This is a genomic window from Shewanella aestuarii (genome assembly GCF_011765625.1).
GTDB classification, from domain to species: Bacteria; Pseudomonadota; Gammaproteobacteria; order Enterobacterales; family Shewanellaceae; genus Shewanella; species Shewanella aestuarii_A.
In genome coordinates, this window is sequence record NZ_CP050313.1 from 2,640,000 (window position 1) to 2,657,392 (window position 17,393).

Annotated in this window: 15 protein-coding genes and 2 pseudogenes; 2 read left to right on the plus strand and 15 right to left on the minus strand. The window is 42.3% G+C overall.

The window, feature by feature from the left end:
- Window positions 1-11 precede the first annotated feature (11 nt).
- From HBH39_RS11650 to HBH39_RS11690, 9 genes and pseudogenes are all read right to left on the minus strand, one after another.
- Window positions 12-593 carry a methylated-DNA--[protein]-cysteine S-methyltransferase gene (locus tag HBH39_RS11650; protein WP_432280113.1) on the minus strand — a complete coding sequence of 194 codons (582 nt, stop codon included), beginning with the start codon at window positions 591-593 and terminating at the stop codon, window positions 12-14.
- Between the two features lie 71 nt (window positions 594-664).
- On the minus strand, window positions 665-1,924 hold the full coding sequence (locus HBH39_RS11655) for a threonine/serine ThrE exporter family protein (RefSeq protein WP_167678448.1): 1,260 nt from the start codon (window positions 1,922-1,924) through the stop codon (window positions 665-667).
- 134 nt (window positions 1,925-2,058) lie between these two features.
- Window positions 2,059-3,030 carry a CobW family GTP-binding protein gene (locus tag HBH39_RS11660; RefSeq protein ID WP_167678450.1) on the minus strand — a complete coding sequence of 324 codons (972 nt, stop codon included), beginning with the start codon at window positions 3,028-3,030 and terminating at the stop codon, window positions 2,059-2,061.
- Window positions 3,031-3,077: 47 nt separating this feature from the next.
- A complete protein-coding gene (locus HBH39_RS11665) occupies window positions 3,078-4,067 on the minus strand; it encodes an amidohydrolase family protein (RefSeq protein WP_167680064.1) in 990 nt (329 codons plus the stop codon).
- Complete coding sequence (locus HBH39_RS11670) at window positions 4,010-4,621, minus strand: hypothetical protein (RefSeq protein ID WP_167678452.1); 612 nt, start codon at window positions 4,619-4,621, stop codon at window positions 4,010-4,012. Before HBH39_RS11670 ends, HBH39_RS11665 begins: the two co-directional genes overlap by 58 nt.
- Window positions 4,622-4,725: 104 nt before the next feature.
- Window positions 4,726-6,068 (minus strand): annotated as a pseudogene (locus HBH39_RS11675) (amidohydrolase family protein).
- Window positions 6,069-6,400: 332 nt separating this feature from the next.
- On the minus strand, window positions 6,401-7,837 hold the full coding sequence (locus tag HBH39_RS11680; RefSeq protein WP_167678454.1) for a serine hydrolase domain-containing protein: 1,437 nt from the start codon (window positions 7,835-7,837) through the stop codon (window positions 6,401-6,403).
- Window positions 7,838-7,901: 64 nt separating this feature from the next.
- Complete coding sequence (bla, locus tag HBH39_RS11685) at window positions 7,902-8,819, minus strand: class A beta-lactamase (RefSeq protein WP_208764156.1); 918 nt, start codon at window positions 8,817-8,819, stop codon at window positions 7,902-7,904.
- A 359-nt stretch (window positions 8,820-9,178) separates the two neighbouring features.
- Entirely contained in the window at window positions 9,179-10,363 is a 1,185-nt protein-coding gene (locus tag HBH39_RS11690) for an RNA-guided endonuclease InsQ/TnpB family protein (protein ID WP_167678459.1), read from the minus strand.
- Window positions 10,364-10,550: 187 nt separating this feature from the next.
- Here HBH39_RS11690 and HBH39_RS20120 point away from each other — a divergent pair.
- Together HBH39_RS20120 and HBH39_RS11700 are read left to right on the plus strand one after the other, a co-directional pair.
- Window positions 10,551-10,637: pseudogene (locus tag HBH39_RS20120) on the plus strand (transposase); the annotation flags it as partial.
- 290 nt (window positions 10,638-10,927) lie between these two features.
- Window positions 10,928-12,757: an ABC transporter ATP-binding protein gene (locus HBH39_RS11700; protein WP_167678461.1), complete on the plus strand. Its 1,830-nt coding sequence runs from the start codon at window positions 10,928-10,930 to the stop codon at window positions 12,755-12,757.
- On the opposite strand, the gene hepT is transcribed toward HBH39_RS11700, so the two are convergent.
- The 6 genes from hepT to rfbB form a co-directional block, all read right to left on the minus strand.
- A complete protein-coding gene (gene hepT / locus HBH39_RS19800; protein ID WP_167678463.1) occupies window positions 12,754-13,215 on the minus strand; it encodes a type VII toxin-antitoxin system HepT family RNase toxin in 462 nt (153 codons plus the stop codon). The genes HBH39_RS11700 and hepT overlap by 4 nt on opposite strands.
- A gap of 14 nt (window positions 13,216-13,229) precedes the next feature.
- Window positions 13,230-13,613 (minus strand): type VII toxin-antitoxin system MntA family adenylyltransferase antitoxin, encoded by a 384-nt coding sequence (gene mntA / locus HBH39_RS19805; RefSeq protein ID WP_167678465.1) that lies wholly within the window; start codon window positions 13,611-13,613, stop codon window positions 13,230-13,232.
- 114 nt (window positions 13,614-13,727) lie between these two features.
- On the minus strand, window positions 13,728-14,279 hold the full coding sequence (rfbC, locus tag HBH39_RS11715) for a dTDP-4-dehydrorhamnose 3,5-epimerase (RefSeq protein WP_167678467.1): 552 nt from the start codon (window positions 14,277-14,279) through the stop codon (window positions 13,728-13,730).
- Window positions 14,276-15,268: a dTDP-4-dehydrorhamnose reductase gene (gene rfbD, locus HBH39_RS11720; RefSeq protein ID WP_167678469.1), complete on the minus strand. Its 993-nt coding sequence runs from the start codon at window positions 15,266-15,268 to the stop codon at window positions 14,276-14,278. The genes rfbC and rfbD overlap by 4 nt, the downstream gene beginning before the upstream one ends.
- Entirely contained in the window at window positions 15,265-16,131 is an 867-nt protein-coding gene (gene rfbA / locus HBH39_RS11725) for a glucose-1-phosphate thymidylyltransferase RfbA (RefSeq protein ID WP_167678471.1), read from the minus strand. The genes rfbD and rfbA overlap by 4 nt, the downstream gene beginning before the upstream one ends.
- A 43-nt stretch (window positions 16,132-16,174) precedes the next feature.
- A complete protein-coding gene (rfbB, locus tag HBH39_RS11730) occupies window positions 16,175-17,248 on the minus strand; it encodes a dTDP-glucose 4,6-dehydratase (protein ID WP_167678473.1) in 1,074 nt (357 codons plus the stop codon).
- Between the last annotated feature and the right edge of the window lie 145 nt (window positions 17,249-17,393).

A 17,393-nucleotide genomic window follows, 5' to 3' on the forward strand; every position in this document is an offset into this window, starting at 1 on the left:
TCGATTAACTTCTAGCTAGCCGAAGCTTCTAAGTTGAGCAAAAACTGTTTCATTTCTAACCCATAAGCATATCCAGTCAGTTTACCGTTTTTGCCTATCACCCGATGACAAGGCACCACGATGGCAATTGGGTTTGCACCATTGGCAGCCCCAACGGCCCTCACCGCTTTTGGGCGTCCAATTAGATTGGCAATATCGCCATAACTGCATACTTCACCAAAGGCCATATCCGATAATGCTTGCCACACTTGGCGTTGAAATTCGGTGCCTTTCGGAGCAAGAGGTAAACAAAAACCTTGGCGTTTACCCTGAAAATACTCAGCTAATTGAAGACCCGCTTGTTGAAGATGCTCATTGGCTTGAGATATTAACTCGCTAGTGTGATTTGAGTTAATGGCTTTGATGTCAAGCTGTGTCACCATATCTGCTTTAAGGGATAAATCTTCTACGGTTAAATGAGTGATACCTTGCGAAGATGCCTTTATCGTCACCATACCTACTGGAGTGGTTAACCAGCTTTGCATAACGGGTATGTGGTCAATCATTTGTTTTGCTTCAGTGTTGTCAGTTAATGGCAAAGGTTTAATCAACATTTGAATTCATCCTTATAAGGATCATAGATTTACGGAGCCAACACTCATCAATCCCACCTATGCCGACATATTTAAAGCCAGCGATTAGGACGAGAAATCGTATAACCAATTATAATTCCGACAAATATTGTCAGTGCGACAACAAACATCTGTAGAAATTGTTCAACACCCAACAATAAATTACCATCTACCATCGCAATGAGACCACGAAACCCAATACTACCACTAACCAGTAAAACAATAGCGGGGATCAGTACGATTAAACCTGGACGCCCCGTTTTTTCAGCCCACAAATTTGCAAGAACAACGGCGAAGATAGTACCCAGTAAATTACCAAGATTAGTATTAAGAAACACACTGCCGAGCATAATGCCAAGATACGCGATACCTGAAACCAATACAGCCCAAAGCAAATCTCTGCGAGAGGTTTGAAACGCGAGGCAAAGTCCAATGAGAATGAGAGGGACAAATAGCCACATCCATATTTGAGCTACAGGCACAGAAGGCTCAGAGGTCACCATAGGAAAGACTTTACTGACCACAATAATGCCAAACCAGCCCCCCAAAACTTGTTTTGAAAGACAAATAAGACCTGCCATGAGGTTCGCTATTCCCGAAGCGATATGCTGCCCTACTAGCTCTCCCACGCCAAGGCTTATGGTATAACCAGGAATGATAATTGCGACTGCAGATAAAATGACGAGAACGAGATTTAACTCGGGCACCCAAAGTTTCACAACCGTCGCCAGGACTCCAACGATAAAGGCTGAAGAAAATGGTAACCAAGAAGATGCAACAGGCCCTAATCGTCCCGAAACCACTACCACACCATAAACAAGAATACTGAATAGTGTCGCAAATATGCTATCAGCCCATCCCCCACCTAAAAGAGGGGCTAATCCAGCCCCCACAATTGCATAACTTAACAAAGTAGCAAATGGCCCCCAAGGAGGAGGCGTCTTATCAATACTGTTGAGTCGAGCGTGAAAGTCGTCAAGAGACAAATGACCTGCATCAAATTCAGTTAACAAGTCACCTAATTGGGCTAACTTATCAAGATCAACACCAGAACCTGGGGTAGTGATGAACTCTAAACGTTGAGGTGAATTGGGCGTCTCCCTCAAGCCAAAAATAATCTCTGATGGAGTCGACTTAAACACACCTTCATATCCAAACTTCTCAGAGAGTTGCCGTAAAAAAAACTCTAAACGTCCTGCTGTAGAACCATAACGATGAAATGCAAGCCCAACCTTAACGATGAAATGCCAAGCTTCATCGAAGGAAACGACAGAAGGCACACCAAGCGATTTAGTGTCAGTTTTTGTTTTCATACAACCTGCTAAATAAATAAAAGAAAATCTACACCTTAACCAGTAAAAATCAAAGCCTTTTAAAACTTGTTCTCAAATAGATTATCTACATGAATGACTCGGCACTAAATAACGAGATTGTGCAGGTCAATTGTTCAAGCCAGACACTTATCGAGTGCATTTTTAATGCCTTCAATATTACAAGTTCCTTTTCTTGCGATAAAAACAAGTTGACTAGCAGGAGTCATTTCACCCCAGTCTTTTTCTTCTGAGAGAATGGTTCGCCGTCCAACCATTTGAAGTAATAATCGTTTTGTTTGATTCTCCTTTGCATAAATAAAGCCTTTCGCTCTGAAAAGTTCAGATGGAAGGTGATTCAATAATTGATTCAGAAGTGAAAGTTTAAACGGGCTATGACTTTCGTAACTCCAAGATTCAAAAGTAACATCATGATGATGTGCATGAGATAACTTCTCAGTTTGGTTATTTATATTTAATGCTTTTCCCGCTTCAACACCTAATAACACGTCTATCGGTAACTTACATTTTTCAGCATAAAGAATTTGTGCTCTTCTATTCAAACTGCCAATCCAACTTTCTACCTCAGATACTGTCTCATCATTGACCAAATCAATTTTATTAAGGATAACGAGATCTGCTGCACTTACCTGAAGTTTTGCCAGTTTCATTTCTTGCTCAGGAATATTCAGTACTTGTTCTGCATCAACCACGGTTAAAATCCCATCGACTAAGACGTCATTTCTTATCTCAGGTTGAAGAAAGGATCTATAAATACCTTCTGGATCCGCGACGCCACTAGATTCAATGACAATCTGATTAGGTCTTTCTGCTAGATCCGATAACTTTAATACTGCAGTGATCAGATCTGCACGTATTGCACAGCAAACACATCCATTAGCCAAACTAATCACACCATCAGTGACATCGGTAACCAAGTCTGCATCAATGTTGATGGCACCAAAATCATTTACGATTACCGCAATTCTTCTGCCATGATCAGCCGTAAGAATATGATTCAAAAGTGTGGTTTTACCTGCCCCCAAAAAACCGGATAAAATAGTTACAGGAATTGGCAGGGATGTATTTTCATTTTTTAAACTACACAATATTTCGTCCTCATTAACGATTTTCCGGAATTTTGGGGGATGACTAATTAAGCTGTTATTTTGCCACGTATAGGTTTACCAGGCAGAGCATTAGTATCTAACTCTTCATCTCGAATTAAAAATTTGCCATTAACAAGTACATGATGCATACCTGTCGATAACCTAGCTGGATTTCGGAAATCAGCCTGTTCAGATACAGTATTTGGATCAAAAACTAAAATATCAGCATCTGCACCTACTTGTAACCTTCCTTTACGTTTCATCTCAGGAATAGAATCTTCAAGTATTAAAGCGGCATTCAATGACGCTTGGCGGATCGCAGCCATCCAACTGATAACGCCACGTTCACGCACCCATTTTCTCAAAAATCGACAATAGTTTCCTGCTGCTCTTGGGTGGTTACTTAAGCCTTCTGGCAATGGCCATTCATCGGTATTAAAAAATTTACCATCACTGGTTATATAAGGTAAACCATCGGTTACAATTGCCCCTCCGGGTAATAAAACGGACATATCAAGCAAAGAAGCATCATGCGTATTTTCATCTTCTCTCAAATAATGAATTATCGTCGATAAATTAGGGTCTTCTTTTCTTGCGTTAACCACTTCTTCTTTACTTTCGAAGTTTTTCATCGTTTTAATTGCTGTTAGGTCACTCCAATCAATATGAAGACGTTCTCTAACATCGGTAGGATCAAATTCGTGAGCGCCTATTGGACCATTTCCAGCCCCATAAGCATAAGCTTCAGTGGTAATAGGAATTCCGGAAGACTGTGCAGTTTTTACCAGGTTACTGATAAGAGGAATATCTCGTAAACTGACGCTGTTAAGATGACAGATATGCGTTTTGGCTCCCGTGGCGGCGGCAAGACCAATCATTTCAATGATGTTTTTAGTACCACTGTTTGGTTCAAGCATTGAAAGGTTTTGGATATGCGTATATGTAGGTACATTATATTTTTTTGCCAGTTTCCAAATACCTAACAATTCTTTCGTTCCAGTACCTGGTGCATAGCCCCATGGTACACCGATGCCAATCCCCCCTCTTTTAGACCTTCTTCAGTCATATCAAGGATCTTCTGAAGGGTCTCACCTTCAGCCACAGACATTACCCATTCAGTAGCATCAAAAGCTTGCAAAAACCATTCTATGGAAGGAACTGGTTTTCCATTCACAGCTTTTTGAGGGCTAAAGGTGACAATTCTAGCCCCGCCCCAAGCCGAAGAAGCACCGTAGTTAATTGGTCGACCTTCAGCTGCACATTTATCGTAGAACTCACTTACAGGTAAAACACCAGATTCGAGATCTAATGCAGTCGTCAAACCATCAAAAGCCTGAATACGATTACTGCCAATATTTTGCGAATGTGCATGTAAATCAATAAAACCGGGTGATACTATTTTTGCCGTTGCATCGATTACATCTTTACCCGTCAATGGTTCTGTTGAAATTGCAGCAATCCTGTCGCCGGATATGCCTACATTAAAAATACCATCGGTATACGTTTCAGGGTCGATTACCCTGCCATTCGTAATAACAACATCGTATACCACATCCGTAATATTTGTTTTCTTATCATTTGAATCTTTCATTTGAACCTCTTACGTATTATGACTAACTTCCAGATGACCAATGTTTAGGATCTTTAGCCTCATTAAATTTGGTGTTATCTGAGAGACTACTCTTAAATTAATTATCAAAGTGTATTCTTGTAGATCACGCCATCTTTCATGATAATTTTAAGATTGTCTGTATTGGTGACAGCCCCTAGATCTTCAAGCGGATTCCCCTCTACCAAAAGAACATCTGCATAGCCACCTACTGAAACCTTGCCCAAGGTTCCCTCTTGGTAAGGGTTTCGCATTTCACCACTCAAAGCAAATAATTCACCGGCAGTGCTTGTTGCCATCCGCAAGATTTCAACAGGTTTAAACCAAGGTAACAGACGCTCCATCTGTTGCATTTGTTTGGCCACCTCTTCTTGAGGAAGAAAGAACATATCGGTTCCGAAGGTCACTTTCAGTTTAGGTATCGCTTTAATGTCTTTGTAAACTCGCTCGGTTCCCTCACACACCTTAGCCAGCTTGGCATTTGAGAAATCATCTAATTGTGGTTCGTTACAAACGGTAAACGGTTGAGTACTTAGAAAAACACCTTCTTTTGCCATACGCTGTAGAGTCGGTTTGTCTAGTAACTGACCGTGACCAACATCTTTGATACCTGCATCAATTGCACGATTGATAGCCGAAGGGTGGTAAGAGTGAATAGTCACGTAGGTTCCCCAATCACCCGCTGTATCAACCGCCGCCTTGATTTCATCAAATGTGTATTGATTGCCCAATAGTGGGTCGGCGGGAGAGGCATAACCGCCACCGGCGGCTAATTTGATCTGCGATGCACCTTTACGAAGGTTTTCACGAACTGCTGTAAGCACTTGTTCTACACCGTCAGCAATGTAAGCATGGCCTTGATATTGCCAATCAGGGAGCCCACCACCGTACAGCATCGGATTTTCGTTGCCAAAGCGGAAGTCGAAGTGCCCAGCAGTTTGACAAATTAAGGCGCCTGATGGATAAATTCTTGGCCCTTCAATTAGGCCTTCATCAATAGCCCTCTTAAGGCCGAATACGTTGCCCCCATATCACGCACACTGGTGATACCCCGCATTAACATGTCTTTGGCGTCAACGGTTGATCGCACGTAACCATAACTCGCATGCCCTGTAACCATGCTCATTTGATCAATCGATGTGTAAGCAAGATGAACATGAGTGTCTGTCAGCCCCGGCATCAATGTGCGTCCACCACCATCAATCACCGTTGCCCCCGTCGCATCGATAGGATCGGTCGAAATATTTTTTATAATGTTGCCTTCAATGAGGACATTTGCATTCTCAATACGCTTTGCACTCACGCCATCAAAAACGTGTACATTTTTCAACAAAGTTTGAGAAGGTGAGTTATCTGCATAGACGGGAAGCGCACAAAATAATGAAATCAAAAAACTGTTTAAAAATTTACTTACATTTTCTGCCATCATGTTCAAATCCTTTTAACTGTATCTTTCTTTTATATAAGTTAAGTTCTTATTTTATGTGTATTAATAACCCTATTACATGTTCTAGAATAAAATAAAGTTTTAAGGTTTCCATAGAAACTAGCACGCTAAAAACGCTGAGATACCAGAATCAACAATTTTGCCTTTAAGCCTTAAGTACCTCAGCTAAACTTCACCTGCCTGGCATAATTCACCAATGTGGTCATCTACTTTGAAGCAAAAAAACCACATTGGCAATGTTTAGGGTAACTAAGAACGCTTTAATAACATTAACTTAATTTAGACGTTAATTGATATATCCTCTAGCTTCCCGGTTATTTGTCGAATACCGATCCGGAGAGCGAGAATTCGTCGACCGCCCCTTCGCCCCGAATAAAGATCCGATGGTTAAATCGAACGTAGTTGAGTTCGCCAGACGGATCTTTGATCAATTCGCCAAGAGATCCCTCGTTTGGGCCTTCGGTGATGATGAAATAGCCCTCGGCAGTGTTGGCAACTTTGGCCGGCGCTGGATCCGCTCCCTTAGTTAATGCGGAGAACTGGACAAACACATATTTGTCACCCTCTTTGCGGATCTCAATGTTTTGAGAATTGCCCTTGAAGACGCCGACAAAGGGGTCTAGCACAGCCGGATCCTCGCCAACTGCGACTAAAGGCTTGGCCTCAATTTTAGTGAAGGCTTTGACCATCGCATTTGCAACTTTTTTGTAAGCCTCCACTCCGCGATCACTATGGACCAAAACCACCACAGCAAAGTCGTGCTTCGGCACCAGCTGCAGAAAAGAACGTGTGCCGGGCCAATTTCCTCCGTGACTGGGGCTGGTAACCCCGTCGTAGTCGTGTACAAACCATGTTAGTCCGGTAAAGTCACCGGCCTCAGCCTCGACTGCCGGAGCGTGGGCATAGTCCAGTGCTTTTTGGGACAAAAGTTGGTTCCCAGATGCGTCCTTGCCATCCAGCTGGAAACGGGCGTATTTCAGCATGTCGGTAACCGTAGATCGGATTCCACCGGAGGCTGCGGACTCTCTAATCAACGGAATGTAGTAAGGTTTGAGATCACTGATGCTGCCTTCGCCGTAGATCGGCGGATGACCCCATGCGTAATTTTTAGCAGGAGGAGTGGCGTCGTAATTAAAGGATGACGAATCCATGCCTAGCGGGGCTAGCAAATGCTCCTCGATAAGGTTCTCGATCGGTTTTCCGCCGACATGTGACACCACATGGGTTGCGAAGGTAATACTGGTGTTGTTGTACATCCAGGTTTGACCAAACGGATAGAGCTGCTCGACGTAAGCCGCCTGGAGCATGACCTTCTCACTGATCGACCCTCCCGGAGGAACAGGAAGGAAACCATGGTCGCCATACCAGCCTGCGTGATGGTGGAACAGGTCAACTACCCGCGCTTTTGACGTCGCATCGGGATCCGAAACCCTCCACCACGGCAAAATATCCACGACACGCGCATTCAAATCCAGCATGCCCTGTTCGGACAGCTGCATGGCCACCGTCGAAAGGAAGGTTTTTGTCACAGAGCCAATTTGAAATTGTGTATCAGGGGTGACGGCCTCATCGGTGCCTACCTTGGCAACACCCAAACCAGTACTATAACTGTTATTTCCGTGGATCACTCCCACTGCAAGTCCAGGAATGCGCAATTCTTTGATAAGTTCTGCAACTTCGGTAATAACAGAGTCAAAGGTTGCTTGGCCCTCTTCTTTTGTCATTATATTAGGCTGTTGTTTTTCTGTCATAATATTTCCTTATCTGATAAGTTGTGCAATTTTTGTGAGTCAATGGTAGATACAAGTGTTATCCTTATGACTTTAAGTAATAAAAGTCGTATAAGGAGCGGGTAACTTCGGCAATAGCGCACTCACGCTGAGCTTCAGAAGTTGCACTGCTCTTAGTGAATACTGCAATAGCAAACCGACGCCCATCAGGTAGCGTTACATAGCCAACATCATTAGCAACACCGCCAATCGTGCCTGTTTTGTCAGCAACAGGGGTTCCTTTTGGTAATAAACCTTGTAAACGTGCCTTACCTGTTGTGGTTCGAGACATAACACCAAGCAGAAATTCACGGCTCTCCTCACTCAGGGCTGTTCCGTTATCAATCGCCAGAAGCAATTGCAACATGGCATTAGGCGTAGTTTGATCACGGGGATCTTTTTCGTAATCAAGGTTTCTATCTGCTATCTTCAAGAAAACTTCGGGATGTTTGGTAGCAGCCACTGCAGCATAAGGTAGGTAAACCTTCTCTTCCAAACCATAGAAATCTCTTAAAATTTCGGAAACATAGCGGTCAACACGAAAATCTGTGATGCCAAGACTGCGCAACATCTGCGTGACTACTTCTGGACCACCAACTAATTCAAGCAAAAAGTCTGTTGCTGAATTGTCGCTATCCGTGATCATCGGCTCTATTAAATTGGCTACAGATAACTTGACCCCAGGATGAAACAAATACGTTGCCAATGGATTGGGTCCTGCGACCATCTTCTCTGCTGGGCAATCAACTAAATCCGTGAGTTTTAGCTTTCCTTCGTCTACTTGACGAAGAACTGTGACTGCAATGGCCACTTTATAAGTACTTGCCATCACGAACGATTCATCACCGTTTACTGTAATGCACTCACCAGTACTCATTTCCTGTGCCGCTATACCTATACTGCCAACCAAACCTTTTGATAGCGCTTCAAGCTTCTGGGCGATACCTTGGTTAATATGTTGCATAGTATTCTCCTTTGAATAGTAATCTTGCATAAAGATAGTCTTGAGTGACTTTATGGAGGTAATTAGGTGTTATGGATTAATTATCTCCTTCATGGCAATAATAATAATTAATACATGACAACTATCATAATCCTCTTTGATGGATCAAACTCGTCAAAATTTTCGTTTTGTGTATGCAATGGATAGCCAGACCTGCATTTTGACACTCCAAGATGTCAGACTGTCGATATCCGCTGCTGGTTAAAAGAGTTCGTGAACTACCCTGCGACATCGCTTCGCTTTGAACACGTGGCTTCTGCAATCTAGTTTTTTGACGACTAGGTTGCTTCTTTTTTCTCAGTTCCCACACCAAACTCTGATCACTCAAAGACTTTCGTTTTAGGAGGTGATTTCTGCTGAGATTTGGGCAGCGCCCTGACAAGTATCCCACTCGCCATTAAATCTTTTTCGCCTGTATCTGCAACAGATTTAGCAGCGGCCAAATCTCTACACTGCATTGCTTTGCATCTTTCACAGGAAAATTCTCGCACACTTAAATCGAATTTATGTTCGTGTCCACATTCGCAACAAATGCCTGATGATTTCACGTATCGACCTATTTCATGGTAAACAGCGCCATTCAATTCAGCCTTGTATTTGGTTAACTCCGTGATTAACCCCATCACATTATCGTTAACCATCTGACCGTTAAATTGCTGCATTCCTTTCACGTTCAAATCCTCAAACACTATAATATCACTGCTCTTGGCTATCGAACATGATACTTCGTGAGCAAACGCTAAGCGCTGGCGAGAGATTTTTCCGTGAAGTTTATTTAAACGAGATTTGCTTTTTTGCCAGCGATTTGAGCCTTTCGTTCGGCGACTCAACTGGACTTGAATTTGTTTTAATTTTGAGGATGCTTTCTTGAAAGCTTTCGGGTTTTTAACGTACCAACCGTTTGAGCCAACAACAGTGTATTGGCTATTAATGTCATATCCCACAAGCGTTGATAACACTTGCTTTGCGCTCTTACACTCAACTTCTTGAGTCAGTGATACATACCAGTTTCCGTGGCGCATTTTGACAGTTGCCGTCTTAATTTTGCTGGCTAATTTTCGGTGCAAAACTATTGGTATTTTGCCAACTTTCGGAATGCTAATCGCGCCTTTTTCAATGCGGATGCAGTCGTTATTATTGACACATCGAAAGCTATCGTCGTGAAGTCTTTTCAGTTTAAAGCTAATTTTGAAAGTCGGAAATTGCTGAGCTCGGCCTTTGTTAGAGGAATTTTTTAGTGCTGTATCAAGGTCACGAGCTACCTGCTGAGAAGCCGCAGAATCAAAAGCTTTAAGCCATGAAAACTCATCGAACTTTTTCAAGTCACGGAGCAGCCCAGCCATTTCGTCGTAAAACAAAAACGTTTTATCATATCTATATCGACGCACATTTTCAGATAACAACAAGTTCCATACGCCACGGGCGCATGCCCCAAACTCAGCGAGTTTGGCTTCTTGCTCTAGTGTCGGCTTAAGCCTAAAGTTGTATCTGAGTGTTTTTTTCATACACTGTATATACCACTGCGCAGGATACTGTATAGACTACTGTATAATCAGGGGGTGTCAAGTGGAATTCCAAACCAACTCACATTGTAAATATCTAATCACTCTACATTTGATTTTAGTCGTTAAATATTGAAAATAACTTCTTAGGGTGATGCCGGAGAATTTGTAACGCAGTTGGACAGAGAACTCTTTCTGGTCTGACGGATATTTCGTTTGCTCAGTAGGCAATATTTCCGTTGATACAATTCGAAAATATATCCAAGAGAAAGTTTAGTTTATCGATTCATCCCCGCGACTTTCGCTTCACTCGCATCACGGGGTTTTCTCGACAGATTCGATAAATAAATTGTAAATGAATCAAATATCTTACCGATGGTGAATTGCCAAATATTTGGCTAAGCCATTTATCATTTAACCTATTGATGTATTTTCAATAGACCAACTTAATGTCACTCATTGACTGAGCGCCTATTTTGGGAATTCGATAAATAACACTTGGGTTACAAATTGGTTAAGGTATCCTAAGTAAAAGCGAATATTGTTTGATTATCATTTGAGTTGTCCATGTTTAAATTTTTCGAGTCACTTGTTCAGCCATTACCACCTGAAGAACCAACCCAACCGCCTAAAGGCTTGTATGCGTTTTGTCGTCATTACACAAAAGGGTTTGGCGCCCCATTAATTGTGATGTCAGTGCTCACAGCGTTATTGGCCATGCTTGAAGTGTCTCTATTTGGCTTTATGGGCCAGCTTGTGGATTGGTTGGTCACCAAAAATCCAGATACATTATGGCAAGAAGAAAATACCACCTTAATTACCATGTCGGTGATTGTATTGGTGATCATTCCATTGTTGGTGTTATTGCACTCGTTAATTGTGCATCAAACTCTACTAGGTAATTACCCGATGGCCATCCGCTGGTTAGCACATCGATATTTACTCAAACAAAGCATTTCATTCTATCAAGATGACTTTGCCGGACGAGTAGCTACCAAGGTAATGCAAACCGCTCTTGCCGTACGTGAAACCGTGATGAAGTTGCTAGATGTGTTGATGTATATCTTGATTTACTTCACCTCAATGTTAGTCATGATTGCTAGCGCAGATGTACGCTTGATGTTGCCTATGCTGATCTGGCTTGTCGCATATGTGACCATTCAATGGAAGTTAGTGCCAAAACTAAAAGCGATTTCTGCCGAGCAGGCCGACGCCCGTTCAAGCATGACCGGTAGAATTGTTGATAGTTACACCAACATATCAACCGTTAAATTGTTTTCACACACCAAGCAAGAAGCCGATTACGCCCAAGATAGCATGATGGCCTTTTTAAAAACCGTATATGGCCAGATGCGTTTAGTCACGGTGATCAGCGTGCTAGTACAAATTATTAATTACCTGTTGGCATTCACCATTGCCGCCGTCTCTATTTGGTTGTGGGCTGACAACGCCATCACCGTAGGAGCGATTGCTATTGCAGTGAGTCTAGCACTGCGTTTAAACGGCATGTCACAGTGGATCATGTGGGAAATTAGTTCATTGTTTGAAAACATAGGCACCGTTGCCGATGGCATGAATACCTTATCAAAACCCATTGCGATTAAAGACAAGCCTGAAGCAAAAGCCCTTAATGTGAGCCAAGGCAAGATTGATTTTAACCAAGTGAGCTTTCATTACGGCGAAAAAGCCGGCGTGATTGATAACCTGGCATTACACATCAAACCAGGTGAAAAAGTGGGTTTAGTAGGTCGCTCAGGCGCGGGCAAATCAACACTTGTCAATCTGTTGATGCGTTTTCACGATGTCGAAAAAGGGCAGATATTAATTGATGATCAACCATTAACTGATGTTACCCAAGACTCACTTCGGGCGCATATTGGTATGGTCACTCAAGATACCTCCCTGCTACATCGCTCTATTCGTGAAAATATCTTGTATGGCGATCCTCATGCCACTGAAGAACAACTCATGTCGGCCATTAAACAAGCACAAGCCTATGATTTTATTGAATCGCTCACCGATCCCCACGGCAATGTTGGTCTAGATGCCCAAGTGGGCGAGCGCGGAGTAAAACTGTCTGGTGGACAAAGACAACGAATAGCAATTGCTAGGGTGCTACTTAAAAATGCCCCAATTTTAATTTTAGATGAAGCCACATCGGCACTTGATTCTGAAGTTGAAGCCGCTATTCAGGAGTCGTTATATGAATTGATGGAAGGTAAAACGGTTATCGCAATTGCCCACCGCTTATCGACCATTGCCGCCATGGATAGATTAATCGTTCTTGACCAAGGCCGAATTATTGAGCAAGGCACTCACCAACAACTGATAGCATCCGATGGTATCTATAGCCAGCTATGGGCACATCAAACAGGTGGATTTTTAGGGATTGATTAAGACTGGGAATTGCAGCTCCCGCGCTGACAACGGGGGAGCTCAACCTCGAGCCAATTTAGACCTTGCTCAGCAAAAATAAATAAATTATCACTATAGCCTTGTGAAATGACACTTCGAATAATTTCAGGATTAATATTAAGATAATCATGAACAAGTGCATTGCGAAGCCCGACCACTTTACGCCAAGAAACAAGTTCTTCTACCGGTTGTAACCCTTGCTGACAAAGGATCTCAAAGGCTTGGTACGCATCTTGTGGTGTATGTCCAACTAACGCCTTAGCCCAATGTTTAGCAATCCCGATACAAGCTTCAATAGAAACCTGCAAGGTTCGTTCTGCTGCACGATATTCAAGATTTGTTAGAGCTCGCTGACCAAGTAATGTTTTAAGCTCGTATATTTCAGATTGATAGCGATTCAAACTCAAACGCAAGGAAGTGATATAAGCATTATCAGACATTAGATACCTCAGATTTAAAGATGATACTGATAATCAAGTTCCATCTGCGACATAATTCGCGCTTCTTCACGCATCCTGCGCCCTTCATCTCGACTATACAACACTTTATTCGCCTCAATAATACCAAAAGCAAGTGGAATTGGTGCTAAATTGATATCGATAATTGAAAGTTTGCCTTCAGGTAGTCCTAGAGCTCGTTGCCAATCCATCGCCAACAATTCCGCTCTCAAACGGTTGTCGAGTGTATCGTCTAATTTTACAGGCTCAAAGGCCACCGCTAAATCCCAGTCACTATGCTCACTCGCAGTTCCTTTCGCTTGAGAACCATACAACCACAATGTTACTACTTCACTTTGAGTTGCAGCTAAAGCTTCTAATTCTTTATATTCGATGGGCATGTAAGTTAACTCTTGGCGCTTAGCGCAAAATAATTAGTAAATGTAAAAGTGTGTCATTCACGTAAAGGAATGAGCAAGCAAACCAATGACTAATGATGCTTGAATTGCTAAAATTTACCAACCCAGGGGTTTAATTTCTGCAAAAACGCCAGCTTGCTGATCTTTATCGGACAATAACGGTGCTGCAGTTAATGGCCAGTCGATATTCAAATCCGCATCATTCCATAAAATCGCTTTTTCAGATGATGCATCATAATAATCCGTGCATTTATAAACAAAATCGGCATGGTCGCTCAACACATAAAATCCATGAGCAAAACCCGCGGGGATCCAAATTTGACGTTTATTCTTTGCAGATAAATATTCTCCCACCCATTGCCCATAAGTGGCTGAACCTTGACGAATATCCACCGCAACATCAAATACCTCACCTGAGGTCACCCAAACTAACTTACCTTGGGTATGCTGCTCTTGATAATGTAATCCACGCAAGGTGCCTTTAGTCGAACGAGAGTGGTTATCTTGTACAAACACCGTTGAGTGGCCCGTCACACATTGCTCAAAGCGTTGTTGGTTCCAGCTTTCCATAAAAAAACCACGCTCATCGGCAAACACGGTTGGCTCGATAATTTTAACATCAGGAATACTGGTTTTAATGACTTTCATTTTGGCTCAAGATCCTTGTTATTCGAACCCACTACAAAGGTTAATGCAGTTTGCCAGTCTGAAAGTGACACATTAAAAATTTGCTGTATTTTACCACAATCTAAACGTGAATTTTTCGGCCTTTTAGCCGGTCTTGGGTAATTTTCAGATACTGTACCATTAACCTTGGGGGATACGGCGATAAGCTCAGCTTGCTTCGCCGCCAAGATGATCGAATCAGCAAAGCCTTTCCAGCTCACATAAGGCATACCGCAATAATGGTATACGCCATAATTATCAGCTGAAAAATCGGTATGGGTTATTCTATCAACAACAGTGCCAATCACTTTCGCAATATCACCGGCATACGTTGGGCCGCCAATTTGATCGTCGACGATAGTCAGCACGGGGTGAGTTTTAATTAACTCTACAATGGTTTTCACAAAATTATGCCCATGTTCAGCAAAAACCCAAGCGGTTCTGATAATAATGTGTTTGGCACAATGTTGTTGTATGGCTAATTCACCCGCTAGCTTAGAGTGTCCATAAACATTGATGGGATGAGGTAAATCTTGTTCGGTATAGGCGGAGTCAGACTCGCCTGAAAAAACGTAATCGGTGGAAAGGTGGATCAAAATCGCATCGATTCTTTCAGCAGCTAAAGCGAGATTTTTAGCGCCATTACAATTAACCAATCTGGCTTGAGCTTCATCAACTTGTGCATTATCCACTGCGGTATAACCCGCAGCATTGATAATGATATCCGGCTTAAGTTTATCAATAACAGTAAAAACTGAGTCAGCATGAGTAATATCAAGTTGTTCATGGGTATAGCTAAATAAATTAACCTGCTCAGCCAAGTGCTGAGCAATCGATATACCCACTGCGCCAGCAGCGCCCGTTAGCAGGACTTTAACCGTCTTGCTAGTCTTGTTACTTTTGATAGAGGTATAAAACCTGCTGCTAGATGTATTTGGCTCTGAGCAAGGATTTACAACTTTATTTGTCATTGGTTAAGCAACTTAGCCAAATATTGCCCATAAGCGTTGTTTTGCATCGAGTGGGCGATTGTGGATAATCGTTCATTCGTTAGCCAACCTTTTCGCCAAGCAATCTCTTCTAAACAGGCCACTTTTAAACCTTGTACATTTTCAATGGTTTGCACAAAGCCTGATGCCTCATGCAAACTTTCATGGGTGCCGGTATCTAGCCACGCAAACCCTCGCCCTAATATCTCAAGATTTAAGCTCTTCTCAGCTAAATAGCGATTATTAATGTCTGATATTTCAAGCTCACCTCGAGAGGAGGGCGTTAGCGCTTTGGCAAACTCTACCACTCGATTATCATAAAAATATAATCCAGTAACCGCATAATTTGATTTAGGTTTTAGTGGTTTTTCTTCAATGGATAATACGTTCAACGCTTTATCAAATTCAACAACACCAAAACGCTGTGGATCTTTGACTTGATGGGCAAAAATTGTCGCACCATGACCTTTATTCATTGCGCTAAATAATGAATGGCTAAAATATTGACCATAAAAAATGTTATCACCTAACACTAAGCACACTGAACTATCAGCAATAAATTGCTCGCCAATAATAAAAGCCTGCGCCAAACCATCAGGTGATGCTTGCACTGAATAGGTTAACGAAATACCAAAATCACTGCCGTCACCCAATAAACGTACAAAGCTTGCTTGGTCTTCTGGGGTAGTAATAATCAACACATCACGAATACCAGCAAGCATCAATACGGATAACGGATAATAAATCATCGGTTTATCATAAATAGGCAATAACTGCTTCGATACACCCCGAGTTAATGGGTAAAGACGTGTCCCTGAGCCGCCAGCAAGAATAATACCTTTCATATAACCTCAATCCATCAAAACAAAAACGCAATCCCGCTTGCTATTATACCGAAAGACCTAAGCGTTCGCGTTGATAACTGCCATCTTGCACCTGTTTACACCAATGGGTATTCGCTAAATACCATTGAACGGTTTTGCGTATACCTGACTCAAAGGTCTCTTGTGGCGACCAATTAAGGGTTCGGGCAATTTTAGCGGCATCAATTGCATAGCGTCTGTCATGTCCCGGTCTATCGGTAACATAATCAATTTGTTCTGCATAGGATGTTGATTTAGGCATGAGCTCATCCAGCACATTACAAATTTCAGTCACGACTTCAATGTTACGTCTTTCGTTATGGCCACCAATATTATAGGTCTCCCCTACCTCGCCCTCGGTTAACACTTTCACTAATGCACGGGCATGGTCCTCGACATATAACCAATCACGGATCTGATCCCCCTTACCATAAATGGGTAACGGTTTACCTTCCAGCGCATTTAAAATGACCAAGGGAATAAGCTTTTCAGGAAAATGATAAGGGCCATAATTATTTGAACAATTTGACACCAAGGTTGGCAGCCCATAAGTGCGATGCCAAGCACGTACCAGATGATCACTCGCCGCTTTTGATGCGGAATAAGGGCTACTGGGGGCATAGGCAGTTTGTTCGGTAAACAGCGGCAAAACTGCTTGCTCAACATCATCTGGATGCGCTAAATCACCATATACTTCATCAGTCGAAATATGATGCAATCGAAATTGCTTCTGCTTTTCATCGGATAATCTTTGCCAATACTGACGACTAACCTCTAATAAACTATATGTACCCACAATGTTGGTTTGAATAAAATCACTCGGACCAGTGATTGAACGGTCAACGTGACTTTCGGCGGCTAAATGCATCACCGCATCAGGCTGATGCCGCTCAAAGACTTGTTGTAACAACGCTTGTTCACATATATCAAGCCGTTCAAAACAGTAGCGACTATCTTGCTCAACTGACGTTAATGACAATAAATTACCCGCATAGGTTAACTTATCCACATTCACCACACTATGGTGAGTTTGATGAATAAGATGACGAATAACCGCCGATCCAATAAAGCCTGCCCCACCTGTTACCAGTATTTTCAACACTAACCTCGATGTAAATGTCTAATTATCATTAAATTAATACATAAGAGTGAATGGTAATGACAGGCTGTATCACTCTCAGATTTATCTAACAATTTTGGCGCTTACGAATTAAACTGAAATACATGGCACTTAGTAGCGCTTA

Excerpts from the sequence above, each read along its gene's own strand:
- HBH39_RS11670 (WP_167678452.1), bottom strand. The coding sequence starts at position 4,621 with ATGAAAGATTCAAATGATAAGAAAACAAATATTACGGATGTGGTATAC.
- HBH39_RS11700 (WP_167678461.1), top strand. The coding sequence starts at position 10,928 with ATGTTTAAATTTTTCGAGTCACTTGTTCAGCCATTACCACCTGAAGAA.
- rfbC (WP_167678467.1), bottom strand. The coding sequence starts at position 14,279 with ATGAAAGTCATTAAAACCAGTATTCCTGATGTTAAAATTATCGAGCCA.
- HBH39_RS11655 (WP_167678448.1), bottom strand. The coding sequence starts at position 1,924 with ATGAAAACAAAAACTGACACTAAATCGCTTGGTGTGCCTTCTGTCGTT.
- HBH39_RS11650 (WP_432280113.1), bottom strand. The coding sequence starts at position 593 with ATGTTGATTAAACCTTTGCCATTAACTGACAACACTGAAGCAAAACAA.
- rfbD (WP_167678469.1), bottom strand. The coding sequence starts at position 15,268 with ATGACAAATAAAGTTGTAAATCCTTGCTCAGAGCCAAATACATCTAGC.
- HBH39_RS11680 (WP_167678454.1), bottom strand. The coding sequence starts at position 7,837 with ATGACAGAAAAACAACAGCCTAATATAATGACAAAAGAAGAGGGCCAA.
- bla (WP_208764156.1), bottom strand. The coding sequence starts at position 8,819 with ATGCAACATATTAACCAAGGTATCGCCCAGAAGCTTGAAGCGCTATCA.
- hepT (WP_167678463.1), bottom strand. The coding sequence starts at position 13,215 with ATGTCTGATAATGCTTATATCACTTCCTTGCGTTTGAGTTTGAATCGC.
- mntA (WP_167678465.1), bottom strand. The coding sequence starts at position 13,613 with ATGCCCATCGAATATAAAGAATTAGAAGCTTTAGCTGCAACTCAAAGT.
- rfbA (WP_167678471.1), bottom strand. The coding sequence starts at position 16,131 with ATGAAAGGTATTATTCTTGCTGGCGGCTCAGGGACACGTCTTTACCCA.
- HBH39_RS11690 (WP_167678459.1), bottom strand. The coding sequence starts at position 10,363 with ATGAAAAAAACACTCAGATACAACTTTAGGCTTAAGCCGACACTAGAG.